Annotated in this window: 19 protein-coding genes; 8 read left to right on the forward strand and 11 right to left on the reverse strand. The window is 68.4% G+C overall.

From position 1 onward, the window contains the following. Window positions 1-57: 57 nt before the first annotated feature. From VHS75_RS05150 to VHS75_RS05160, 3 genes are all read right to left on the reverse strand, one after another. Window positions 58-2,310, reverse strand: coding sequence for a TonB-dependent receptor (locus VHS75_RS05150; protein WP_329637536.1), 2,253 nt, complete (start codon window positions 2,308-2,310; stop codon window positions 58-60). A gap of 172 nt (window positions 2,311-2,482) precedes the next feature. Next, window positions 2,483-4,297 carry an ATP-binding protein gene (locus VHS75_RS05155; RefSeq protein WP_329637537.1) on the reverse strand — a complete coding sequence of 605 codons (1,815 nt, stop codon included), beginning with the start codon at window positions 4,295-4,297 and terminating at the stop codon, window positions 2,483-2,485. Window positions 4,298-4,447: 150 nt separating this feature from the next. Beyond that, window positions 4,448-5,941 (reverse strand): alpha/beta hydrolase domain-containing protein, encoded by a 1,494-nt coding sequence (locus tag VHS75_RS05160; RefSeq protein WP_329637538.1) that lies wholly within the window; start codon window positions 5,939-5,941, stop codon window positions 4,448-4,450. 220 nt (window positions 5,942-6,161) lie between these two features. Between VHS75_RS05160 and VHS75_RS05165 the strand changes: the two genes are divergently transcribed. Beyond that, on the forward strand, window positions 6,162-6,692 hold the full coding sequence (locus VHS75_RS05165; RefSeq protein ID WP_329637539.1) for a YybH family protein: 531 nt from the start codon (window positions 6,162-6,164) through the stop codon (window positions 6,690-6,692). A gap of 144 nt (window positions 6,693-6,836) precedes the next feature. Beyond that, window positions 6,837-8,255: a M20/M25/M40 family metallo-hydrolase gene (locus VHS75_RS05170; protein WP_329637540.1), complete on the forward strand. Its 1,419-nt coding sequence runs from the start codon at window positions 6,837-6,839 to the stop codon at window positions 8,253-8,255. A gap of 13 nt (window positions 8,256-8,268) precedes the next feature. Here the strand turns inward: VHS75_RS05170 and VHS75_RS05175 are convergent, their stop codons facing one another. The 4 genes from VHS75_RS05175 to VHS75_RS05190 all read right to left on the reverse strand — a co-directional run bounded on the left by VHS75_RS05175 (window position 8,269) and on the right by VHS75_RS05190 (window position 13,900). Continuing rightward, a complete protein-coding gene (locus VHS75_RS05175) occupies window positions 8,269-11,208 on the reverse strand; it encodes a M14 family zinc carboxypeptidase (protein WP_329637541.1) in 2,940 nt (979 codons plus the stop codon). Between the two features lie 66 nt (window positions 11,209-11,274). After that, window positions 11,275-12,210 carry a DUF2268 domain-containing putative Zn-dependent protease gene (locus VHS75_RS05180; protein WP_329637542.1) on the reverse strand — a complete coding sequence of 312 codons (936 nt, stop codon included), beginning with the start codon at window positions 12,208-12,210 and terminating at the stop codon, window positions 11,275-11,277. Window positions 12,211-12,284: 74 nt separating this feature from the next. Next, window positions 12,285-13,283, reverse strand: coding sequence for a mitochondrial fission ELM1 family protein (locus tag VHS75_RS05185; protein ID WP_329637543.1), 999 nt, complete (start codon window positions 13,281-13,283; stop codon window positions 12,285-12,287). Further along, window positions 13,283-13,900: a 2OG-Fe(II) oxygenase gene (locus VHS75_RS05190; RefSeq protein ID WP_329637544.1), complete on the reverse strand. Its 618-nt coding sequence runs from the start codon at window positions 13,898-13,900 to the stop codon at window positions 13,283-13,285. Before VHS75_RS05190 ends, VHS75_RS05185 begins: the two co-directional genes overlap by 1 nt. A gap of 192 nt (window positions 13,901-14,092) precedes the next feature. Between VHS75_RS05190 and VHS75_RS05195 the strand changes: the two genes are divergently transcribed. Beyond that, a complete protein-coding gene (locus VHS75_RS05195; protein ID WP_329637545.1) occupies window positions 14,093-14,755 on the forward strand; it encodes a fused DSP-PTPase phosphatase/NAD kinase-like protein in 663 nt (220 codons plus the stop codon). A gap of 12 nt (window positions 14,756-14,767) precedes the next feature. Here VHS75_RS05195 and VHS75_RS05200 read toward each other — a convergent pair whose 3' ends face one another. The 3 genes from VHS75_RS05200 to VHS75_RS05210 all read right to left on the reverse strand — a co-directional run bounded on the left by VHS75_RS05200 (window position 14,768) and on the right by VHS75_RS05210 (window position 17,998). Then, window positions 14,768-15,814, reverse strand: a complete 1,047-nt coding sequence (locus VHS75_RS05200) for a hypothetical protein (protein WP_329637546.1) — start codon at window positions 15,812-15,814, stop codon at window positions 14,768-14,770. A 155-nt stretch (window positions 15,815-15,969) separates the two neighbouring features. After that, the gene (locus tag VHS75_RS05205) at window positions 15,970-16,464 is read right to left on the reverse strand and encodes an Hsp20/alpha crystallin family protein (RefSeq protein ID WP_329637547.1); all 495 of its coding nucleotides are present in this window, start codon (window positions 16,462-16,464) and stop codon (window positions 15,970-15,972) included. A 121-nt stretch (window positions 16,465-16,585) separates the two neighbouring features. Beyond that, window positions 16,586-17,998 (reverse strand): M20/M25/M40 family metallo-hydrolase, encoded by a 1,413-nt coding sequence (locus VHS75_RS05210; RefSeq protein WP_329637548.1) that lies wholly within the window; start codon window positions 17,996-17,998, stop codon window positions 16,586-16,588. Between the two features lie 124 nt (window positions 17,999-18,122). Here VHS75_RS05210 and VHS75_RS05215 point away from each other — a divergent pair, with 124 nt between their 5' ends. The 5 genes from VHS75_RS05215 (at window position 18,123) to VHS75_RS05235 (ending at window position 21,622) form a co-directional block, all read left to right on the forward strand. After that, the gene (locus tag VHS75_RS05215) at window positions 18,123-18,413 is read left to right on the forward strand and encodes a hypothetical protein (protein WP_329637549.1); all 291 of its coding nucleotides are present in this window, start codon (window positions 18,123-18,125) and stop codon (window positions 18,411-18,413) included. A gap of 54 nt (window positions 18,414-18,467) precedes the next feature. Beyond that, window positions 18,468-19,550, forward strand: coding sequence for an MBL fold metallo-hydrolase (locus tag VHS75_RS05220; RefSeq protein ID WP_329637550.1), 1,083 nt, complete (start codon window positions 18,468-18,470; stop codon window positions 19,548-19,550). Window positions 19,551-19,647: 97 nt separating this feature from the next. Then, window positions 19,648-20,526, forward strand: coding sequence for an NAD(P)-dependent oxidoreductase (locus tag VHS75_RS05225; RefSeq protein WP_329637551.1), 879 nt, complete (start codon window positions 19,648-19,650; stop codon window positions 20,524-20,526). Further along, complete coding sequence (locus tag VHS75_RS05230; RefSeq protein ID WP_329637552.1) at window positions 20,523-21,029, forward strand: GNAT family N-acetyltransferase; 507 nt, start codon at window positions 20,523-20,525, stop codon at window positions 21,027-21,029. The genes VHS75_RS05225 and VHS75_RS05230 overlap by 4 nt, the downstream gene beginning before the upstream one ends. Continuing rightward, window positions 21,026-21,622, forward strand: a complete 597-nt coding sequence (locus tag VHS75_RS05235; protein ID WP_329637553.1) for a GNAT family protein — start codon at window positions 21,026-21,028, stop codon at window positions 21,620-21,622. The genes VHS75_RS05230 and VHS75_RS05235 overlap by 4 nt, the downstream gene beginning before the upstream one ends. A gap of 149 nt (window positions 21,623-21,771) precedes the next feature. On the opposite strand, the gene VHS75_RS05240 is transcribed toward VHS75_RS05235, so the two are convergent. Next, window positions 21,772-22,278 (reverse strand): L-lactate permease (locus VHS75_RS05240; protein WP_329637554.1); only part of this gene is annotated, 507 nt, incomplete at its 5' end.

A 22,278-nucleotide genomic window follows, 5' to 3' on the forward strand; every position in this document is an offset into this window, starting at 1 on the left:
ACGCCCCACGCGTCACAGCGCCCCCGGCCGGCTTCGGGCCGGCCGGGACACCATAGCCTAGAACTTGGTCTTCACCTCAACGCCGACCGTGCGCGGATCGTTCACGAAGCCGGTGAGGTTGTCGAAGTCGATGGCGCCCTCGAGCTGGATGCGGTTGGTGATATTGCGCCCGAAGACCGCGGCCTCCCACTTGCCGCCGGCGGCGCGGTAGCCCAGGCGCAGGCCGCCCTCCAGCAGGTGCTGACCGGTGAACTCCTTGGCCTGATAGAGGAAGAAGTTGACCGAGGAGCGGTAGGCCCAGTCGGTGAAGGCGAAGAATTCGCCGTCGCCATAGGGGATCGAATAGCCGGCCGTGAAGTTGCCGATCCACCGCGGGGCGTTGGGCAGGCTGTTGCCGTCGATGTTCACCGTCCCGGGAAGGGCGCCGGCCGGATCGAGCACGGTGCAGCCGTCGCCGCAGGGCTGGGTGGTCAGGTGCGGATCGTCGATCTGGGTGTGGTTGTACGAAAGGCCGGCGGTGAAGATCAGCCGCTCGATCGGCTGGGCCTCGCCGTTGAACTCGAAGCCGTAGCCCTCGGCGTGGGCGGCGTTGATCAGCCGGTTGAAGTTGGCCCCGCCGCCGACCGCGGTCAGCTGCAGGTTGTCGACCTTGTAGTAGAAGGCGTCGGCGTCGACGCGGACGCGATGGTCGAAGAGGTACGACTTGAAGCCGCCCTCATAGGACATCAGCGTCTCCTTGGTGGCCACCGAGATGGTGTCGCCGAACAGCAGGCGCCCCTGGATCGACGGCGCGCGATAGCCCTTGGCGGCGCGGGCGTAGAGGTTGGTGTCGTCGGTGAGGGCGTAGGTCGTGTTGACGTTGAAGCTGACGTCGTCGCTGTTCGGATTGGCGCGCAGGACGGGCGTGGCGCCGCCGCCGATCGGCGAGATGAAGCGCTGGGCGAGGAAGTCCTTGCTGTCGTTGGAGTAGCGAAGGCCGCCGCCGACGGTCCAGGCGGAGGTCAGCTTGTAATCGGCGTTGCCGAACAGCGCCCAGGAGGTGGTCTTCTGGTGCTGGATGGCGAAGCCGTCCAGCGCGCCATTGGCGAGGGTGTTGTAGTCGAAGCTGTCGATCTTCACGTCTTCGAAGAAGTAGAAGGCGCCGACCGTGTAGCTGAGCGCGTCGTGCTTGCCGGCCAGGCGAAGCTCCTCCGACCACTGGGCGTGGTAGGGCAGGCCGTCGGCGCTTTCCGACGGGAACGGAATGAGGCCGGGACCGGACGGCGGGGCGAAGACCGCGCCGAAGCCGCCGTCGATGTCGCCGTGCGACAGGGTGGTGACGTGCTCGTAGGCGGTGATCGAAGTGAGCACCGGGCCGCCGAAGTCGTAGTTCATCTTCAGGCTGCCGCCGACTTCCTTGACCTTCTGGAAGGAGCGTTTCTGGGCGTCCTGGGCGATCTTTTCAGGGTCGAAGCCGGGGACCAGATTATCGGTCCCGGGGGTGATGATGTTGGCGCGGAAGATCTGCGGCGTGCCGTCCAGGTGGAAGTAGTGGAGGTTGGCGAGCGCGTTGAAGTTGGGCGTCGGGGTGAGCAGCAGCTGGCCGCGCAGGGCGTACTCGTCGTAGCCGCCGGTGGCGTTGTTATCGTGGGTGAAGGTGTTGTCGATCCAGGCGTCGCGGTGCTGGTAGAGCGCTGAGATCCGGCCTGAAAGCGTGTCGGCGATGATCGGGCCGCCGACGGCGCCTTCGGCGTTGACGGTGCCGTAGGTCGCCCCCGAGGCCTCGGCGTAGCCGCCGAAGGTCTGGCTGGGCTTCACGGAATCGAACTTCAGGACGCCGGCCGGGGTGTTGCGGCCGAACAGCGTGCCCTGGGGTCCGCGCAGGACTTCCACCTGATCGATGTCGAACAGCGGTACGCCCTTCAGAATCGGGTTTTCCAGCACCACGTCGTCGTAGACGAAGGAGACCGGCTGCGAGGCGTTGAGGTCGAAGTCGGTGTTGCCGAGGCCGCGGATATAGGGCCGCGGGAAGGTCCGGCCGAAGCTCGATTCCAGCAGCAGGCTGGGCACGCGGGCCGACAGGACACGGATGTCGCCGCCGGAGGAGCGGATCACGTCCAGCTTCTCGCCGCCGATCGCGGTCAGGGATTCCGGGACGTCGTTGATGTTCTCCGACCGCTTCTGGGCGGTGACGATGATCTCGCTGAGCGCTGTGGCAGAGGGCGCCGCATCGGCGGCGAAGACCGGCGTGGCGAACGCGCCGGCCAGCAGGACGGCGGCGACGGCCGAGCCGGCGGCGAGACCCGCGCGGTGGGAATGGATGACGGACATGAGTGGCCCCCTTTGCCATGTGATCGCCAACTCAACGGCGACGCTTCAGGGGTCGTTACACATTCGACACAGAACCGTCATGTGCGGCGCGCCGGAAATCGAACGCTGCGCTGAAGCGTGACCAAAAAGCCATCAGGGGTTGTCGTCGGCGCGGATTGCGCCAACCCGTCGCCTATCGCGCGGCGGTCGCCCGCCCGCGATCCACCGCGGGCGCGTTGTCGCGCGTTTCCACGGCCGCGGCGATCGCCTGCAGCAGCTGGGCGACCTGGATTGGCTTGGCGACCAGGCCGTTCATGCCGGCGGCGCGATAGGCCTCCGCCTGGTGGCCCATGGCGTTGGCGGTGAGCGCGATGATCGGGGTCGCGCGCCGCCCGATCTCGGCCTCGCGGCCGCGGATCTCGCGGGTGGCGGTGACGCCATCCATCACCGGCATCTGGGCGTCCATCAGGATCAGGTCCCAGTCGTCGCGTTCCCAGGCGGCGACGGCCTCAGCGCCATTGGCGACGATCACGGGCTCCAGGCCGAACTGACCCAACAGCGTCTTCAGGACCAGCTGGTTCACCGCGTTGTCCTCGGCGGCCAGGATGCGCAGGGGTCGTTCCTCGCCGGCGGGCTCCAGGCCGGCGGTCGCCGGCGCGGCGGGGCGGCGCTCGCCGACGCGCGCCAGGGGAAGGCGCGCCGTGAAGCAGCTGCCGCGACCGAGCTGGCTTTCGGCCTGGATGTCGCCGCCCATGGCGCCGCAGAGCTCGCGGCAGATCGCCAGGCCCAGGCCGGTCCCGCCATAGCGCCGGGTGGTGGTGGAGTCGGCCTGCACGAACTTGTCGAACAGCCGCTCGATCTGGTCGGCGCCGATGCCGATGCCGGTGTCGCTCACCGTGAACATCAGGCCGCCGTCGAGCGGGTCGACGCGGACCGCCACCGAGCCGGCGGCGGTGAATTTCATGGCGTTGGAGATGAGGTTGTAGAGGACCTGGCGCACGCGCACGGCATCGCCGCGGTAGGTTCCCACCGCGGCGGCGGCAAGCTCGACGGTGAACGCCAGGCGCTTCGCGTCGGCCAAGGGCTGGAAGGTGGTCTGGGCGCTGCGCGCCATCTTCTCCAGGTCGAAGTCCCGGATGTCCAGCTCCAGCCTGCCAGCCTCGATCTTCGACAGGTCGAGCACATCATTGACGACGGCCAGCAGCATTTCCCCGGACTGGCTGATCACCTGCAGGCGGTCGCGCTGGCGTTTGGAAAGACGGTCCGCCGTCATGGCCTGGGCCATGCCCAGCACACCGTTCAGCGGCGTTCGGATCTCGTGGCTCACGGTCGCCAGGAATTCGCTCTTCGCCTGGTTGGCGGCGTCGGCGGCCTGGCGCGCCTCGTCGACCACCTGGCGGCTGGCATAGGCGCGGCGGATGTAGAGCTCCTGGAAATAGCCCGAGAACAGCCCGACCGCCGACGCCATACCCAGGAAGAAGTCGTTGCTGATCAGCATGGTTCGGGGGATCGGATTGAGCCAGATCGCCGAGACCTGATAGCTGACGACCAGGAGGATTGTGGCCAGCACGCTGTAGCGGTACTTCAGCCGGATCAGCGTGCCGCAGTAGATCACGACCATGATCACGCCGGCGTAGTACTCGCTGTTGAACGGCGCCTGCATGATGGCGGTCATGGCCACGACGCCCAGACCCGACGACAGCAGCGACGTGGTCAGCGCCGCCTGGCCGACGCGCAGGAACAGCGGCTTGCAGAAGGTCAGGCCGAAGATCGCCAACAGGATCGGGCAGACCAGACCCCAGCGGATGGCGAGCATGGCGGGCGTGCTCGACCCGCCGACCGCGATGTCGAGGAATCCGAACGCGCCGTAGAGCGCCGTGCCGGCCAGCAGATAGATGCGAATGAAGCCGATGGAGTCGAGGAAGGTCTGGCGCGTGAAGGTGCGCTCGACCTCAGGGTCGCGGAACCGCAGCCAGGGTTCTTTCAGATCAAAATGCTGCCCGTCCATCGCCGGCGTCACTTGCAGCCCGCGCTAGACATGGGCGCACAGGCGTCTCGGCGGGAACATCGCGTCTGGAATGGATCGCATAGGACGCGTTGTGGGCCGAACTCGTTAAGGCCGGGCAAGGATTGCGCGCGAATTCCCCTACGGAACGGCTCAACCCCCGGGGTAATTTGCCGCAGCCAGGGCGTGGATCTCCGGCTCGTCGGCCTTGAGGATGAAGCCGCCCCTGATGGCCTGGGCGAGCGAGGCGTCGAACTTCCTCAGATAGTCCGCCTTGCCGCCCGGATAGAGCCTGGCTAGCGCGGCGGCGTCATAGGGTTCGGTCGTGCCAACCAGGAAGCCGAACGGGCCGCCGGTGTTGCCGAAGCCGGAGAGCCTGGCGGTGGGCGCATCGACCCAGGGGGTGCGGATGCCGCCCTTGGCGTTGCCATTGGCGTCGAGGACCAGCTTGGGCGTGTCGCCGGGACTGGCGGTCGCGGTCAGGTCCAGGCGCGGCGCCTTGGGCGGGACCTTGCCGGCGCGGACCCAGCTGTCGAGCGCCGAGAGCGCGGCCATGGCGACGTAGTGGTGCTGCGGCCCGGCGTTGATCGGCTTGGCCATCTTGGCGCCGAAGAGGGCGTCGGTGGGCTTCCAGAGCGGGGCGATCTTGTCCATCGGCGCCGAGCCGTTGTCGAAGCCGCCGATGAAGAACATGTAGTTGTCGACGTGGGACGTGCCCGGCATCTCCCAGATGCGGAGCTTGTCGTTGTCCGGCTGCTGGGCGGCCCAGAAGCCGGAGAGGCCCGAGCCGATCAGGTCGGTCTCGGAGATCAGCGTCATCACCGGCACGCGCAGGTTCGGGCGCATCAGGACGCCCGCGGGTCCCTTGGCGTTCGGCCCGCCGCGCATGGCCGCGGTCTCCGGCGCCGGCGCCCCGCCGAACCGGGAGTGGATGTAGAAGCCGTCGTAGACGCGGGCCAAGGGATCGATGGCGTCGACGTAGGTGGTCATGAACACCGCCGACTGGGACTCGCCGGTGGCCAGGACGTGCTTGGCGCTCAGTGACCCCAGCACCTTGCCGCGCTTCACCGCCTCGCCCGCCTGGGACAAGATGTCGAAGGAAAAGGCGTCGCCGGGATGGACGAGGGTCCCGTAGCGGGCGGGATTGGCCTTCTTCAGCGGCATGCCGGCGCCGCCCAGGCTCTGGCCGCCCTCAACGCCGACCTTCTGGGCCGAAACCCCGACATAGGCCATGCCGCTGCGCAGCATCTCGCGGTGGCTGTAGGTCCAGTCCGGGCCGGCATCGACGCCGCCGGTGACGTTCAGCCACTCCACCGCGGCCGTGCCGCTGAACCTTTTGGGCTCCTTCGGCCGGACCACGACGATGCGGGTGGCGTAGGGCGCGGTGGCCGCAGGCTCAGCCGTCCAGGCGCCGTCCGCCGTGGGCTCGCCCTTCAGCTTGTAGGAGGTCGCGGTCCCGGAGATGAAATACTCCTCGACCACATAGCCGAGCGCGCCCAGGTCGAAAGCGCCCAGGCCCAGGAACGGCGCGCCGGCCGCCGGCGCCGGCTGGATCGTGGGCAGGGTGGCGGCCAGAGCGCCAAAACCCGACAGCCCCAGCGTCAGTCCGGCCACGATCGCCGCGAGCTTGTTCTTACCTTCGAACATGATTTCCCCCGGTCGCGTTCTTGAGCCCGGCGTCCCGGCCGGCGATGCGATTGTGCGGACCCTAGACCCGCGCCGGGGCGCTGAACATCATCCCTGGCCGGGCCGACGCGGGTCCATCCGCATCGCCTTCAAAAATGTGCACTTGATAACGACGGTATTCGGATCAAGCTCGTTGGCCATGCCACATCGGCAGCTGCCAAGGGGGACGATGATGCACGCGTTGAAGACACTGACCGGCGTGGTGGCCATGTCGCTCGCGATGGGTGGCGCGGCCCTGGCGGTCGATGCGCCGCCGGCGGCGCCCGCAGTCACGCCCGCCGCGCCCAGCGACAAGGCCCAGATCGAGGCGCTGGAAAAGGGATTCGTCGCCGGCTTCAACGCCAAGAACACCAAGAAGGTGATGTCCTACTACGCCCGCCAGGGCCTGTTCGTGTTCGACGTTACGCCGCCGCGCGAATACGTTGGCTGGCCCGCGTACAAGAAAGACTTCGACGATCTGTTCGCCGCCTTCCCCGGGCCGCTCAGCCTCAAGATCGCCGACGTCAGCATCACGGTCGTCGGTGATGTCGCCTACGGCCACAGCATCCAGGACACGCACTTCACCGCCAAGGACGGGAGCAAGGTCGAGATCGTCGTGCGGGTCACCGACGTCTACCGCAAGATCGACGGCAAGTGGCTGATCGTGCAGGAGCACGTTTCGATCCCCGTGGACCTCGACACGATGAAGCCGGACCCGCTGTCGAAGCCGTAAGCATGGGGCGGCGAACCCGCCGGACCCGCGCCGTCATCGGCGTCGCCGTCGCCGAAGGGCTTGCAGGGGGCAGGGCAGCGCTGTGCCTTGCCAGCCCGGCGCCGCCCTCTAAGGTCGCTCGCAGAGTCTTGGGGGATAGTCGCGATGTTGAAGACCTTTGCCGTGTCGGCGATTCTGTTCGCCGGCGCGAGCGGCGTGGCGCTGGCGCAGGGCGCCGCCCCGCGTCCCGACCAGCTGGAATACCGCGCGCTCTACAAGGAGCTGGTGGAGACCAACACCTCGCTGTCGGCGGGCAGCTGCACGGTGGCGGCCGAACGGATGGCCGCGCACTTGAAGGCGGCCGGCTTTCCCGATGCCGACCTGCACCCCTTCGCCGCGCCGGACCATCCGAAGGAGGGCGGCCTGGTGGCGATCCTTCCGGGGCGCGATCCCAAGGCCAAGGCGGTCCTGATGCTGGCGCACCTGGACGTGGTGGAGGCCAAGCGCGAGGACTGGACGCGGGACCCCTTCACGTTGGTAGAGGAGAACGGCAACTTCTACGCCCGCGGCGCCGCCGACGATAAGGCCATGGCCTCGATCTGGGTCGACACCCTGGTCCGCTACAAGGAGGAAGGCTTCAAGCCGCGCCGCACGCTGAAGATGGCGCTGACCTGCGGCGAGGAGACCAACGGCGCCTTCAACGGCGCGGAATATCTGGCGAAGAACAAGCGCGACCTGATCGACGCGGCCTTCGCGGTCAATGAGGGCGGCGGCGGCCTGCTGGACGCGGCCGGCAAGCCGGTGTTCCAGGGCATCCAAGTGGGCGAGAAGCTCAGCCAGAACTTCACCCTGGAGGTGACCAATCCCGGCGGCCACTCCTCACGGCCGGTGCCGGACAACGCGATCTATCACCTTGCCAATGCGCTGGTGAAGATCCAGGGCTACCGCTTCCCGGTGATGTTCAGCGACACGACGCGGGATTTCTACACCCGGATGGCGAAGACGCGGACGCCGGAAGAGCAGGCGGCCATCGCCGCCCTGCTGAAGAACCCCAAGGACGAGGGCTCCCGCGCGGTCCTGGAGAAGGATCCGGACAACAACGCCATCCTGCACACCAACTGCGTGGCGACCATGCTGGACGCCGGCCACGCCACCAACGCCCTGCCGCAGCGGGCGCGGGCCAACGTCAACTGCCGCATCTTCCCAGGCACCAGCACGGCGGAAGTCCAGAAGACCCTGGGGGATGCGATCGGCGACCCGAAGGTGAAGGTCTCGATCCGCGAGATCCGCAACGCCGTCGCGCCGCCGCCGCCGCTGGACCCCAAGGTGCTGGGACCGGCCGAGAAGCTGGCCGCGGAAATGTGGCCGGGCGTGCCGCAGGTGCGCGAGATGTCGGCGGGCGCGACGGACGGCGCCTTCCTGACCCCGGTGGGCATCCCGACCTACGGTATCAGCGGCGACTTCGGCGACCCGGACGGCGACGGCGTCCACGGCCTCAATGAGCGCATCCGGGTGAAGGTGCTCTACGACAGCCGCGACTACCTCTATCGGCTGATGAAGATCTACGCCGAGCAGCCGGACTGACCGTCGCGCACGCTCAGTCGGCGGGTTTTGCCGCCGCCTTGTCCGCGGCCTTCGGCGGTGGAGGGGCGCCGGCGTCGAGATGGTCCCAGTTGAGGATGGCGTTGAAGCCCAGGAAGTAGGAGCCCTGCGTCTGCCAGCGCCAGTAGGGGCGCAGGCCAAACAGCACCATGTGGCCCTTGCCGTCCGGCACGTCGACGATCAGCGCCTTGCGGCTGAGCGCCTGGCCGCCTTCCAGCATGCCGGAGAGCAGGATCGTGTCCGCCTGGGCCGGGAAGGCCATGACCGTCCGGGGTCGCTGGGTGGGCTCCGCGCCGCCCTGGCGCGAGGCCGGCGGGGCGGTCTCGACGGGCGCGGCGGGCTCGGCGTCGCGCTTGGCCGGCTGCTCCGGCGTGGGCCAGGGCGAGACGTGGCCCGGCACGGCGTTGGGCGTGATGTTCTGGGCGATGCGCGCGCCCGCGCCGCCGGCCTGGCCGCCACCGCCGCCGAAGCCGCTCTGGCCGGGCGTGGCGATAGTGATCACCGGCGCATCGGCGAAGTAGATCGGCAGCTCCTTGCCGACGTAGCCGTAGGCGATCGGGCTGGCCTGGTCGGTGAAGACGCCGCGCATCAGGGCGCCCTTGGTGTAGAGCTCCGGCGGGACCGCGGTGGTGACACCGGCGGCGATGCCATAGTTGGCCAGCATGTCGACCGTCGAGCCGTCGCCGATCAGGGTCCCGCCAGCCTTGACGAATTTTTGCAGCTCGGCCAGGCCGTCGGCGCCCAGGCCACCGCGGATGTCGTCGGCGCTGTCGAGGACGCCCAGGTTCGGGGTCAGCTCGGACTTCTTGTAGGGGATCGGCACGTCGCCGTTCATGGCCACGCCCACCACCTGGTCGCGGGCGCTGGAGCCGACGGTCGGGTAGATGATCACGTCGAACTTCTTCCGAAGGTCGCCGGCGCGGGCCTTGGTGTCGGCGAGGTAGGCATAGGGCACGCCGTAGTGGTCGAGCGCCGCGCGCCACCAGCCCTCGTCCTGGGTGCGCAGCCATGAGTGCAGGTAGCCGATGCGGGGCAGGGTGAGCGCGTGGCTCTTGACGTCCGGCGCGGCCGCGACGGCCTCGCCCTTCAGGCCCAGGTCGGCGGCGGCTTTCTCCACCACGGCGCGGGGTGCGTTGGGGATGATGAAGGTCCCGGCGGCGTATTGCTTGCCGCCGGCTTCGAAGGCCTTCTCGGCGGCCAGCATCTTCACGTCCTTCAGCCGGAAGCGGAAGGTGACCAGCTCGTTGTCGCCGGTGTGGTTCACCAGGATCGTTGAGCCCGCGCCGGAGATCGCGCCCTTGGGCGTCACGTCGGCGGTGAGCAGGGTCATGGGCTGCTTCAGGACCGCCGGATCCTTGACGGTCTTCATGGCGACGTTGCGCATGTACTGCATCGTCCAGCCGGTGTCGTCGTAGGGCCGGGGGTTGGCCGCCGGGTAGTTCTGGATGCTGAAATAGAGGTCGGCCAGCGTCCGGTAGGGTTGGTCGGCGCGGATCACATAATCGCCCTGGGCGACCTTGACGCCGCCGGCGGTGAAGGCTGCGTCAGCCGTCGAAACTTCCAGGCCTTGGCGGCGGACGTCGTTGATCATGTCGACGACGTTGAGCTTGGCGGTCTGGTCGGCGGGGATCACCCAGGCGTTGACCGTCCCGGTCCTGCCGCCATCAACGGCGTGCTGGTTCTTCACATAGTAGGTGTCGAGATAGACCTCGCGGTCCTTCGCCACCCGGTCCAGCGCGAACAGCAGCGCCGATTCCTGGATGTTGGTGTTGTTGCGCGGGCCCCAGTCGACGGACGGCAGCGGCGGGTTCTGGCGATACCACTCGCGGCTGGTGGTGGTCGGAGGCAGCTTTAGGTCCTTCTGGATGTCTGGGCCGTAGCTCTGCACCTCGTAGAAGCGGCCGAGCGAGTTGTGGGCGTTGGCGATCCAGAACAGGTAGTTCGGCACCCAGCCGTCGTAGTAGCCGTAGGTGAAGACGCCCGGGACCTTGCGCTTGGCCATCTCGGTCAGCTCGGTCTCGCCCAGCAGCCACCATTCCTGCGACTGCACCGGGTCCAGCTCCGGATTGTACGGCCCTGTGCCGGTGGAGACGTAGAGGTAGGACTGCGCCTCGTGCAGGTCGTGCAGCACGGTGGGATGCCACTCGAGCACGCCGGCGGTGATGTTCTGGGTCAGCTTCAGGTACTGGCCCATGCCGTCACGGTTGTTGTCGTGGGCGACGTACTTGCCCCAGTAGACCAGCGGCGGCTTCGGCTTGCCGGTCTTCTTGCCGTAATAGTAGGTGTCGACGATCTTCTCGCGGCCATCGACCTCGACCACCGGGGTGATGAAGGTGATGACGTTGTTGCGGATGTTCTGGACGAGAGGTGTCTCCTCGATCGCCAGCCTGTAAGCCAGTTCTATGAGCATTTCCGGCCCGCCGGTCTCCGGCGAGTGGATGCCGCTGGTGATCCAGTAGATGGGCTTGGCGGTCTTGATGATCGCCTTGGCCTCAGCGGGCGTGGTCTTGCGCGGGTCGCCCAGGGCGGCGAGCTGGGCCTTGTACTTGTCGAGGTCCTTCAGCGTCGCTTCGTCGGCGATGGCGATGACCACCTGATCGCGGCCTTCCTCGGACTTGCCGACCGTCCAGAACTTCACCCGCGGCGAGGTCTTGGCCAGCTCCTGGTAGTAGCGCTCGATGTCCTTGGCGTAGGTCAACTCGCCGGGTGTGCCGGGGATGCGGCCGAAGAACTTCAGCGGCGAGGGCACGGTGTCCGAGGCCGGCATGTGGTCGACGAGCTCGGTGGTGAAGCGCGGGTCGACCAGGTGCTTCTTGATCAGCGCGGTGTAGGCCTCGTCCTGCTTCTGCGGGACCGCGTCCGCCGCCGAAGCCTGACCTGTCAGCCCGAACAGCGCCAACGCCATCGCGCAGGCGACCACCTGAAATCCACGCATGTTACTTGCCCCTCAGCCGAGCGCGGACTTAGCCCGAAATTCCGGGGACCGCGCAAGACCCGAGGCTCAGGTCGCGGGCCGCCAGCCGCTCTTGGCCATGAACGCCTTGGGGTCGCGGATGTCGAAGATCTCCCGCAGCGCCTGATGCTTGTCGGGCGCGCGGTCGTAGTAGGATTTCACGATGCGGTGACCGACCCAGTAGGCGAGGTCGCCGGGCTTGTCGGGTGTTCCCGGTCCGTTGTTGAGCCAGGCCGACACGTCGGTCTTGTCCCGGTCGGCGACGAAGGCCGCGTCGATGGCGGCCTCATGTCCGCGGGTCCAGGCCTTCAGCTGGTAGTTGCCGACGGCGCCGCTGATCAGCTCGGCGGTGAATTCGGCCGCGCCCTCGATCAGCGCCACGCGCAGCAGGGTGGCGCCCGGCATGCCGACCTCCAGGGCCTGGGTCTCGGGTGACTGCTGGATGTGGCCGTACTCGTGGGCGATGTTGTGGACGAAGCGATCCTCGATGTCGGGGTCCATGAAGTCGGCGGCGCACAGGGCTTCCAGGCCGATAGAGACTCCGGACGGATTGGTAATGCCGACGGGGCGGCCGCGGCCGACCAGCAGGGTCACCGGCGGAAACTTCGCCTCGGGATAGAGTCGCGCAAGCTTGCCGAAGGCTACGGTCAGGCGCTGCTTCACGCCGGGCAGCGCCGTCAGGCAGCGTCGCGCGCCGGTGTAGACCTGCGGCGTCTTTTCGTTGGTCTCGGCGATCCGCGCGCCGGTGACGCGGCGCAGCTGCGCGAACTCGTGCAGGCCGGCCGTGCCGGGCGCGAGGTAGTCGCGGTCGAGCTGATCGGCGCCCGGATGGCCGCTGGCGGCGTCGTAGATTTGGAAGAAGCGGGTGACGTCCTCGGTGCGGATATCGGGCCTCTGCGGCGCGGCTGTCGCCGGGCAGCAGACCGCGACCGTCAGCCAGAGCCCCGCCGCCAGGCCGGCCGGCGCCAGTTTTCCAAACGGCATTCGTAACGGTCCCCGCATGTGGCGCCTGGGCCTATTTAGCCGCGATCCCGCGCCGTCCAAACAGCCGTCGAGACCTACAGGCGGGCCGCCAGTCGCTCGGCAATCAGCCGGCGCGCCGCCGCGGCGGCCACCGGCGTGGCGTCGATGGCGACGCGCGGCGTGGACGGCGCGGCTGCGCCGAGCGGCGCGACGATGGCCTTGTCCACGAGCGCCTGGAGAAAGCGGCTGTGGCGGCGTCCGGCGGGCAGTTGGAAGATCGACACGGGCGCGGAGGCCGCGAGCGCTTCGGAGATCATCGAGACACTGTCGCTGGTGACCACCAGGCGGTCGGCCCGCGCCAGGATCGCGACGTAGGGATTGGGGCCCGCGCCGTCCCAGAAGCGCACCGTCTGATCGGCGAGATAGCGGGCGCCCAGGCCTCCCAGGACGGCCGGCGGGGTCCGCCGCGAGGGCGTGATCAGGAGCGAGCCGCCGATCTCGCCCCGCAGCGCATCGAGCTGGTCGGCCAGGCGCAGAGCGTCCTCGACGGCGAAGGGCTGGCGCCGGGTGGAGCCGCCCAGCAGCACCCCGGTCCAGGGGCGCGGCAGGCCCGCGAACCAGGGATCCTCGCCCGCCGCGGCGGCGGCCAGGATCGCCGGACCGATCGCGTGCAGGGCGGTGTCCACCCGCAGGACATTGGCGCCGTCCAGCCGGTCGTGGGGCATGACGATCACCAGATCGAAGGCCTCGGGGTAGGTGGGTGGCTGGATGTGGATGCAGACCATGGGCGCCGGGTTGCGCCGGCGGATCGCCATGGCGACGAGGGCGCTGCGGCGACCGCAGCTGACCAGGACGTCCGGCCACGGCGGTTCGAGCCGGCCGGCCAGCGGCGTCACGGCCGCGGGCGAAAGGCCTATGAGGGCCCGCGGGACCAGGGCCGCCCAGATGCGGCTGACGCGGACCAGGCGCTCCTCGGCCCGCGGCGACAGCGCCGTCGCGAGGCCTCGCGCCTGCTGACGCGTGCCGGTCTCGCCAGTGGTCAGATGCCAGACCCGCAGGTCTCCCGGCGCCCGGGAGGCGGCGTTCGCCTGCACTAGGCCACGAGCTGCTTGGCGAAGGCAGACAGGCGGTGGCGCACCTCGCCAACCAGAGAGGCGCGGGTGGTCTGCAGGTAGTTGAGCTGCAGGGCCCGACGCTGCCCGACGAACGGGGCGTGGCCATGCCAGGAGTTATCGGCCCGCCGGAACGCCACCATGGAGCCCAGTGTGGCGGGGATCTCCACCGGAGCGGTGTCGAAGCCGTCAGCCCGGTTCATCAACCGCAGCTGGGCGTTCCGTCCGACCCACTCATGGTTCAGGTAGATCAGCAGCGACAGGACCTTCGAGCGGGAGTCGGTGTGGACGCGGCCGTCGCGCGCCGAGCACTGACCCCGCAGCGTCACCAGCGCGGGTCGGTCCTGCAGGTCCATCTGGAAGATGCGCGCCATCTGGGCGCGGAAGCGGTCCGACAGCAGATCGTCGATCAGGTCGCTCAATACCGGCCCCGGCGGCGCGTCGACCAGGGAAAAGGACCCGGGGCTTTTTATGTCCGGGAACTCGCCGGGGACGGCTGCGGCGCAGCCGGGTTCAAGGACTTGCGGGATCGCAATGTGATCGAAGGGCTCGCGAACCAGTGTCGCGCCCTCAAGAGTCTGCCAATCGAGACCGGGCATTTGCAGCCTTCCGTCTAGCTGCCCCCCGGCCGCACTGAACAGACGACATGGCGCCGGCCCCGCCTCAGGCTTGGGAGGTCGCGATCGCGAAATTCCCTAAGATTCGCTCGCGCGTGACGCCTTGCGCCCTAACCGTCCCACGGTGCTAGAAGATCGGCCGCGCCGGCGCGGCCGACGCTACGAGGTGGAGATGTGGCCGAATTCGATCTGAAGACTGCGCGCGGTCGCCTGTTCGCCTACCTGGATTTCCTTTGGCGCGACCACGCCTATCTGCGGCTGGGGTTCCAGAACGCGCACTGGGTTTCCGACGAGCTGGTGCGCAGCAACCAGCCTTGGCCGCACCAGCTGCGCGCCTGGAAGCGGCGCGGCGTGCGCACCGTCGTCAACCTGCGCGGCGGGTTCGACGCGAGCTTCCACGCCTTGGAAAAGGATGCCTGCGCCAAGCTCGGCCTGACCTTGGTCAACTTCACCTTGACCTCACGCGACGCGCCGGACCGCGCGCAGATGCTGGCGGCCCGGCGGCTGTTCGAGACCGTGGAGTATCCGGTCCTGATCCACTGCAAATCCGGCGCGGACCGGGCGAGCCTGATGAGCGCGCTCTATGTCCATTTCCGCCGGAGCGACGATATCCCCACGGCGATGCGCCAGCTCGACCTGCGCTACCTGCACCTCAAGCACGGGCGCACCGGAATCCTCGACTACCTGTTCGAGCGCTACCTGGCCGAGGGCGCGCCGCAGGGCCGCAGCTTCACCGAGTGGGTCGAGAGCCCGGCCTACGATCCCGCCGCGATCAAGGCGGCGTACCAGGCGCGCACGCGAAAATCCCGGCTCGCCGACCTCGTGCCGCGGGAGTGACGGGTCGCGCCGCTACTTCCCGACCACCAGGATCGAGAAGGAGCCGGGCAGCATCGGGCCGCGGCGGGGCCGGGGCGGCGGCGCGCCGGCGACGGGCGCGGGGGCCGGCGGCGGTGGGCCATATTCGGCAGTGATCAGCAGGACGTGGCCGGTCTTGGCGTCCAGCGTCAGGGTCTTGGCGCCCGGCGCGGTCTGGACGGTCTGTTCAACCGTGAAGGTCGTGGGCGTGAGTTCCTTGATGACGGTGAGCGTGCCGTCGCCCTGCGAGCTGAAGGCTTCCTTGGTGGCCGGGTTGAAGGCCGCGCCATCGCTGCCGACGCCGATCGGCAGGACCGAGAGGATCTTGCCGGTCTCGGAGTCCAGCATGGCCATCACCGCCGGGTTGCGGCAGGCGACGAAGAGCACGTGGGCCTTGGGGTCGATCGCCAGACCCGCCGGCGTGCCGCACTTGCCGTCCAGGCTGTAGGCGCCGGTCTTGGTCATGGTCTTGGTGTCGACCACCGCGACGGCGTCCTTGTCCTCCAGATCGACGAAGAGATGGCCCTTGCCGTCCACCGCCGACTGTTCGGGCGCGCCGCCGACGTCGACGGTCCCGGCGATCGAGCCGTCCGCGGCGTTGATCACGGTCACGTTCGGCGCGCTGTGGCTGAGGATATAGACCCGACCGCTGGCCGGATCGCCGAGGATGCCGTCAGGATTGCCCTGCACTTCGACGGGCTTGCCGGGCGCGAGGGTCTTGGCGTCCCACATGCCGATCGGCTTGGAGCTGGCGAAGGCGTGACCCGACTTGGGGTCGACCGCCACACCGTGGCCGCTGACGCCGGCGACCTCGCCGGCCGGCGCCAAGGTGTCCAGGTCGAACACCGTGATCTTGCCCGTCGGCCCCAGGCGCGGGACGTAGAGCTTGCGGCCGCCCACGTCGGCGTAGACATAGTCGAACCCGCCGTCGCCGCCGACCTTGACGGTCTTCAGGACCTTGTAGGGGCCCGCGGATTGGGCCGAGGCCACGGACGCGATCAGGCCGATCGAAAGCACGCAGGCCGCCAGAAGAGGTCGCATCGCAGAGTCTCCGTGAATCGGCTCCGCTTGAGCCGTTGGGGTGGATTCGCCGGCACTCTGCGTTCAGTTGGTCGCGGACGCCACCGGCTTTCGGCGCCGGCGCGCGCAAAGCGCCCGGCCGAGCCCCATAACACCCGGCCAGGCGCGTTCTTTTCCTAGCCCTGAGGCTGGATCGGGATCCGCCGGGTCTTTTCCTGAGCCCTCTCGTTCTTCGGCAGGGTCACCGCCAGGACGCCGTTCTTGAAGCGGGCCTCGACGCGGTTGGGGTCCACCTCGGCGGCCAGCGGGATCGTGCGCTCGAACCGTCCGTAGGTCCGCTCGACATAGGCGCGCGCGCCGTTGTTGTCCTTGTATTCCTTCTTCTTCTCGCCGCTGATCGTGAGGGCGTTGTCGTGCAGTTCCAGCTCGATGTCGTCGAGCGCCAGGCCCGGCAACTCGGCGGTCACCGTGACGGCCTGGCCGGCGTCCACCACATCGACGTTGGGCCAAAGGCCGTCGCCATTGGCCGCGCCGAAGCTGCGGCCCTCCGCCGGGGCGTAGAAGTCGCTGAGCAGGCGGTCCACCTCCCGGCGGAACGAGGTGAAAGGATCGCGCGTGTAGGGCGCAAGGCCGCGACCGCCCGTGAAAGGCGTGAGATCACGATTGAGCATCGCCGTTCTCCATTCCAGGGTGCGCCGCCCGCTTGCTCGGGCGACGCTTAACAACCGGCCGGGCGCGGGAATGTTGCCGCGCTGAGCAAGTTGTGAACGCCGTGAAGCTTCCGGGCGGCCGCTACGGCTGGTCGGCGTAGATCTTGACCAGCTTGTAGAGGAAGTCGCGGCCCTCGTAGAGCGAGGTCACGCCGATGCGTTCGTTCAGGCCGTGGATGCGGCCGAGGTCGGGCTCGTAGAAGAGGCCCTGCACGCCATAGGTCGGGATGCCGCCGGCGGTCAGCGCCTTGCCGTCCGTGGCGCCCGCCTGGAGGATCGGCACCACCGGAATGCCCGGCCACATCTCGGCGGAGACCTTCTCGATCGGTCCCAGCACCTTGGGCGTCAGCGGCGGAGCGGGCGCCTCACCGCGCGGACCGGCGACGGCAGTCTTGGAGACGCTGACCTGGGGATCGCCGATGATCTCGATCAGCTTGTTGCGCACGTCATCGCGGCTGACGCCCGGGAAGATACGGCAGTTGATGTTGGCGGTGGCGCGCTGCGGCAGGGCGTTCTGGGCGTGGCCGGCGCTGAGCATGGTGGCCACGCAGGTGGTGCGCAGCATGGTGTGCAGGCCCGGGTCGCGCGACAGGAGGGCGTCGGCCTTGGCGTCCTTGGGGTTGGCCACGAGCGCGGTCATGGCCGCACCCTCCTCGGGGCCGACCACCTTGGACATCTTGGTCAGGTAGGCGCCGTTGGCGTCGTTGATCATCACCGGGAACTCGTAGCCGCGGATCTTTTCGAGCGCGTCGGCCAGACGGTAGATGGCGTTGTCGGGCACCGGCCGCGAGGAGTGGCCGCCCGGGTTGGTGACTTCCAGGGTGAAGCTCTGCGAGGTCTTCTCGCCCGCTTCGATGGTGTGGGCGACGCGCTTGCCGTGGTCGTCGAGCTGGCCGCCGGCGCCTTCGTTGAGCGCGAACTCGGCGTCGATGAGGTCGCGCTTGTTTTCCACCAACCAGGAGGCGCCGTTGAACGGGGCGCCGCCTTCTTCGCCGCAGGTGAGCGCCATCTTGATGGTGCGCCTGGGATGGAAGCCTTCCTGGCGGTAGCGGATCAGGGTGTCGACCCAGATCGAAGCCTGGGCTTTGTCGTCGCTGGCCCCGCGGCCGTAAAAATAGCCGCCCTCTTCCACCAGGGTGAAGGGATCGCGGGTCCAATCCTCGCGCTTGGCCTCGACCACGTCGATGTGGGCGAGCAGCAGGATGGCCTTCGCCTTCGGGTCTGCGCCCGGATAGACCGCCACGAGGCCGCCGTTCTTGGGCAGGTCCGGCTTGAAGAAGATGGTCAGGTCCTTGTCGGGAAAACCTGCGGCCTTGAGGTGCGCAGCCATCTTCTGGGCGGCCAGGGTGCAGTCGCCGACCGAGGCGGTGGTGTTGGTCTCCACCAGTTCCTTGTAGAGCGCGCGGAAGGCGACCTGGTCGGGCCGCGTCTGGGCTTGCGCCGAGGTGGCGAGCAACGACGTGACCGCGACGAACGCGGCGGCGAGCTTGAACATGAGTAACCCCCGATGACCTGCGGCGGGGACTATTTCAGGCAGGCGACGGCGCGGCAAGTCGCGGCTCTTGACCTTGATGCTGGGGAAGCGTTGCCTGGGGCCATCGTCATCCGGGAGACCGACGATGCGCCTCAGCGCCCTTGCCCTTGTAAGCGCGGCCGCTCTGGCCCAGGCGGGCCTGGCTCAAGCTCAGGGCGACATGATGAACCAGCCGGTGCAGGCCCACGATCAGCAGACAGTGATGCCGCCGCTGCCGACCAAGCACGACCGCTATCTGATGAAGCTCGCGGCGCTGCGCGAGAAGACCATCAAGACGAAGGCAAGAGACGGCGGTCAGCTGACGCCGGAACACAGCGCGGCCCTGCAGCGCGAGTTGGACGAGTTGAACAAGCAGTTCGGGGTCGGCGCGGGGTAGGTTGCTCTGGGGCTTGCGCCGGTCGAAAATGGCTGTCCACGCGGGGAGCTGATTTTGCGGGACGGCGTCGAACAAACCTATCCGGACCATCCGCGTCCGAAACTGACCTATCCTTTCGAGCACGGGCCCAGGACCGGCGAGGCGGTGGACGTCGGGCCTGGCGTGAAGTGGCTGCGGATGCCGCTGGGCGGGGCGCTGGCCTTCATCAATGTCTGGGCGATCGAAGAGGCCACCCCTGATGGAAAGGGCGGCTGGGCCATCGTCGACACCGGGATGGGCGGGACGGCCACCCGCGACGCCTGGCGCACGGCCTTCGCTGGGCCGCTGGCCGGCAAGGGGGTGAGCCGGGTGTTCGTCACCCACATGCATCCCGACCACATCGGCATGTCGGGCTATCTGACCCGCAAGTTCGATGCCAAGCTGTGGATCACCCGGCTGGAGTTCATGACCTGCCGCTCGCTGGCGGCCGACACCGGGCGCGAGGCGCCGGACGACGCGGTGCGCTTCTTCCGCGCCGCCGGATGGGACGACGATGCGCTGGACAACTACAAGGCCCGCTTCGGCGGGTTCGGACGCGCCCTGCACGCGCTGCCGGACAGCTTCCACCGGCTGAACGACGGCGACGAGATCGCAATCGGCGGGCGGACCTGGCGGATCGTGGTGGGCTCCGGCCACAGTCCCGAGCACGCCTGCCTCTACTGCCCCGAGCTTAAGCTGATGATCAGCGGCGACCAGGTGCTGCCGAAGATATCCTCCAACGTCTCGGTGTTCCCGACCGAGCCGGACGGCGACCCGCTGACCGACTGGCTGACGTCGCTGGCGCGGATCAAGACCAAGATCCCCGACGACGTGCTGGTGCTGCCGGCGCACAACGACCCGTTTCACGGTCTGCATGCGCGGATCGACCACCTCATCGGCGGTCATGAGCGCGGGCTGAAGCGCTTGTACGACCTGATCGCCGAGCCGAAGCGGGTGGTGGACGTCTTTCACGTGCTCTTCCGGCGCACCATCGACCAGAACCTGCTGGGGCTGGCGACCGGCGAGAGCCTGGCGCACCTCAATTGCCTGATGGCGCGCGGCCAGGCGGTGCGGACCCGCGATGACAACGGCGTCGACTGGTACCGGGCCGTGGCCTAAAGCCGTAGGCCGCAAGACTTCGAAGGGACTCCCATGAGCCTTGAATCTTTACTCAAGGAGACCGCTGCCAACTTCCTAAGTGATTGGAGCTGAGACGATGTCGCTTTCGGGCAAGACCCTGTTCGTCACCGGCGCCAGCCGCGGCATCGGCCTGGCCATCGCGCTGCGCGCCGCGCGTGACGGGGCCAACGTCGCCATCGCAGCCAAGACTGCCGAGCCGCATCCGAAGCTTCCTGGCACGATCTACACCGCCGCCGAGGAGATCGAGAAGGCGGGCGGCAAGGCCCTGCCGCTGATCGTCGACGTGCGCGATGAGGCCTCGGTGATGTCGGCTGTCGAACAGACCGTCCAACGCTTCGGCGGTATCGATATTTGCGTCAATAACGCGTCGGCGATCTCGCTCACGGGCACCCTGGCCACCGACATGAAGCGCTATGACCTGATGAACCAGATCAACGCGCGCGGCACGTTCCTGACCTCCAAGGCCTGCATCCCGCACCTTAAACGCGCGGCCAACCCGCACGTGCTGATGCTGTCGCCGCCGCTGGACATGAGCCCCAAGTGGTTCGCCGGGCACACGGCCTACACCATGGCCAAGTTCGGGATGAGCATGTGCGTGCTGGGCATGGCCGCGGAGTTCAAGGCCGACGGCATCGCGTTCAACGCGCTGTGGCCGCGCACCGGCATCGCCACGGCGGCGATCAGGTTCGCGCTCGCCGGCGACGAGGGCCTGCGCCGCTGCCGCACCGTGGAAATCATGGCCGACGCGGCGCACGCGATCTTCGAGAAGCCGGCGCGCGAGTTCAGCGGCAATTTCCTGATCGACGACAGCTTCCTCTATGGCGAGGGCGAGCGCGATTTCGACAAGTACAAGGTCGATCCGACGGAGCCGCTGATGCCCGACTTCTTCGTGCCGGACTCGATGCCGCCGCCGCCCGGGGTCGTTATTGGCGGCGGGAGCCCGGCCAACGCATGAACGCCCTTCAGCCCCCGATCTCGTCCAAGGTCCAGGTGCGCGTCGCCTCGTCCGCTGACGCCCCGCTGATCCTGGAATTCATCAAGGCGCTGGCCGAGTACGAGCGGCTGGGCCACGACGTGGAGGCCACCGAGGCCGACATCCGCCGCGACCTGTTCGGCGAGAACCCGCGCTGCTTCTGCGACATCGCCGAGGCGGGCGGCCAGCCGGTGGGCTTCGCGCTGTGGTTCTACAACTACTCGACGTTCCGCGGCCGGGCGGGGATCTATCTTGAGGACCTCTTCGTGAAGCCGGAGGCGCGCGGGCTGGGGGCCGGCAAGGCCTTGCTGCGCCGGCTGGCGCAGCGGTGCATGGACGCCGATCTCGGCCGCCTGGAGTGGTCGGTGCTCAATTGGAACACCCCGGCCATCGAGTTCTACGACAGCCTGGACGCGGCCTCGATGGAGGAGTGGACGGTGCGCCGCCTCTATGGGGAGGCGTTGCAGAAGCTCGCAGAATCATGAGCGCTCCGCCGATCACCGTCCTGACCGCGAGCCCTGAGGAAGAGGCGGCGATCATCGCGGCGGTGCGGGCGGCGGAAGGACGGCTCGTCGCCGGGCCGGAGCACGTGGACGGGCTGCTGGCCCTGTTCCTCGACCCGCAGGTGTCGGACCCGATCTACGACCTGCCGCGGCCCTTTACCCGCGACAGCGTCGCCGCCTGGGTGGCCGAGAGCGAGGCGTTGCGCCAGCAGGGGCGCTGCATCCTCAGCGTCAATCTGGACGAGGCCGGCGGCGTGGCCGGCTATTCCCGGGTCACAGTCTGGCCGGAACGGTCATCAGGCGAGCTGGCCGGGGCGCGGCGCGCGGACCTGCAGAACAGCGGCGAGGGCCGCCGCGGCGTGGCGCAGTCCGTCGCCTGGATGTTCGAGGTCCTGGGCTTGAGGCTGATCGGCCTGACCGCCGCCGTGGACAACATCCGCTCCGCCAAGGCCATCGACGCGGCGGGGTTCAAGCGCATGGGCGAGATCGAGAGCGTGCGGCCCGACGGCGCCACGCGGCGGTCGCTCTACTGGGAGCTGACGCGGACGCAGTGGGAGCGGATGCACCGGCTCTAAACATCCCTCTTCTTTAGGGGAGGGACAGGCCGCGCCAGCGGCCAGGGTGGGGGAGTCGCGTTCAAGCTCGGACCTTGGAGTCCTGGCCCACACACCCCCACCCGACCTCGGCTTCGCCTCGGCCACCCTCCCCTGAAGAGGAGGGATGATCAGTGGCTCGGAATGATCCAGGGGATCAGGAACTGCTGAGCGGCCACCAGGGCGCCCAGGATCACCGTCAGGACGATGCTGTGCGGGAAAGTGCGCGCGAAGATCTCGCCCTCCCGGCCGCTCATGCCGGTCACCGAGACCCCGGTGGAAATGTTCTGCGGCGAGATCATCTTGCCCATCACCCCGCCTGACGAATTGGTGGCGGCGAACAGCACCGGGTTCAGGTTCAGCTGATTGGCGGCCACCACCTGCAGGTTGCCGAACAGGGCGTTGCCGGAGGTGTCGCTGCCGGAGAGAAACACCGCGACCCAGCCCAGGAAGGCCGAGAGCATGGGGAAGGCCACGCCCGCCGAGGCCACGGTCAGGCCGAGCGTATAGGTCATGCCCGAATAGTTCATCAGATAGGCCAGGCCGACGATCAGCATCACGGTCACGACGGCCTTCCAGGCCTGGCGCACCGTTTGCACCGCGCAGCCCACGAAGGCGGACGGCGACAGGCGGACGGC

Origin of the sequence: Phenylobacterium sp. (assembly GCF_036264965.1) — a bacterium.
Classification (GTDB): domain Bacteria; phylum Pseudomonadota; class Alphaproteobacteria; order Caulobacterales; family Caulobacteraceae; genus Phenylobacterium.

Excerpts from the sequence above, each read along its gene's own strand:
- VHS75_RS05150 (WP_329637536.1), bottom strand. The coding sequence starts at position 2,310 with ATGTCCGTCATCCATTCCCACCGCGCGGGTCTCGCCGCCGGCTCGGCC.
- VHS75_RS05155 (WP_329637537.1), bottom strand. The coding sequence starts at position 4,297 with ATGGACGGGCAGCATTTTGATCTGAAAGAACCCTGGCTGCGGTTCCGC.
- VHS75_RS05160 (WP_329637538.1), bottom strand. The coding sequence starts at position 5,941 with ATGTTCGAAGGTAAGAACAAGCTCGCGGCGATCGTGGCCGGACTGACG.
- VHS75_RS05170 (WP_329637540.1), top strand. The coding sequence starts at position 6,837 with ATGTTGAAGACCTTTGCCGTGTCGGCGATTCTGTTCGCCGGCGCGAGC.
- VHS75_RS05175 (WP_329637541.1), bottom strand. The coding sequence starts at position 11,208 with ATGCGTGGATTTCAGGTGGTCGCCTGCGCGATGGCGTTGGCGCTGTTC.
- VHS75_RS05180 (WP_329637542.1), bottom strand. The coding sequence starts at position 12,210 with ATGCCGTTTGGAAAACTGGCGCCGGCCGGCCTGGCGGCGGGGCTCTGG.
- VHS75_RS05190 (WP_329637544.1), bottom strand. The coding sequence starts at position 13,900 with ATGCCCGGTCTCGATTGGCAGACTCTTGAGGGCGCGACACTGGTTCGC.
- VHS75_RS05200 (WP_329637546.1), bottom strand. The coding sequence starts at position 15,814 with ATGCGACCTCTTCTGGCGGCCTGCGTGCTTTCGATCGGCCTGATCGCG.
- VHS75_RS05205 (WP_329637547.1), bottom strand. The coding sequence starts at position 16,464 with ATGCTCAATCGTGATCTCACGCCTTTCACGGGCGGTCGCGGCCTTGCG.
- VHS75_RS05210 (WP_329637548.1), bottom strand. The coding sequence starts at position 17,998 with ATGTTCAAGCTCGCCGCCGCGTTCGTCGCGGTCACGTCGTTGCTCGCC.
- VHS75_RS05215 (WP_329637549.1), top strand. The coding sequence starts at position 18,123 with ATGCGCCTCAGCGCCCTTGCCCTTGTAAGCGCGGCCGCTCTGGCCCAG.
- VHS75_RS05225 (WP_329637551.1), top strand. The coding sequence starts at position 19,648 with ATGTCGCTTTCGGGCAAGACCCTGTTCGTCACCGGCGCCAGCCGCGGC.
- VHS75_RS05230 (WP_329637552.1), top strand. The coding sequence starts at position 20,523 with ATGAACGCCCTTCAGCCCCCGATCTCGTCCAAGGTCCAGGTGCGCGTC.
- VHS75_RS05235 (WP_329637553.1), top strand. The coding sequence starts at position 21,026 with ATGAGCGCTCCGCCGATCACCGTCCTGACCGCGAGCCCTGAGGAAGAG.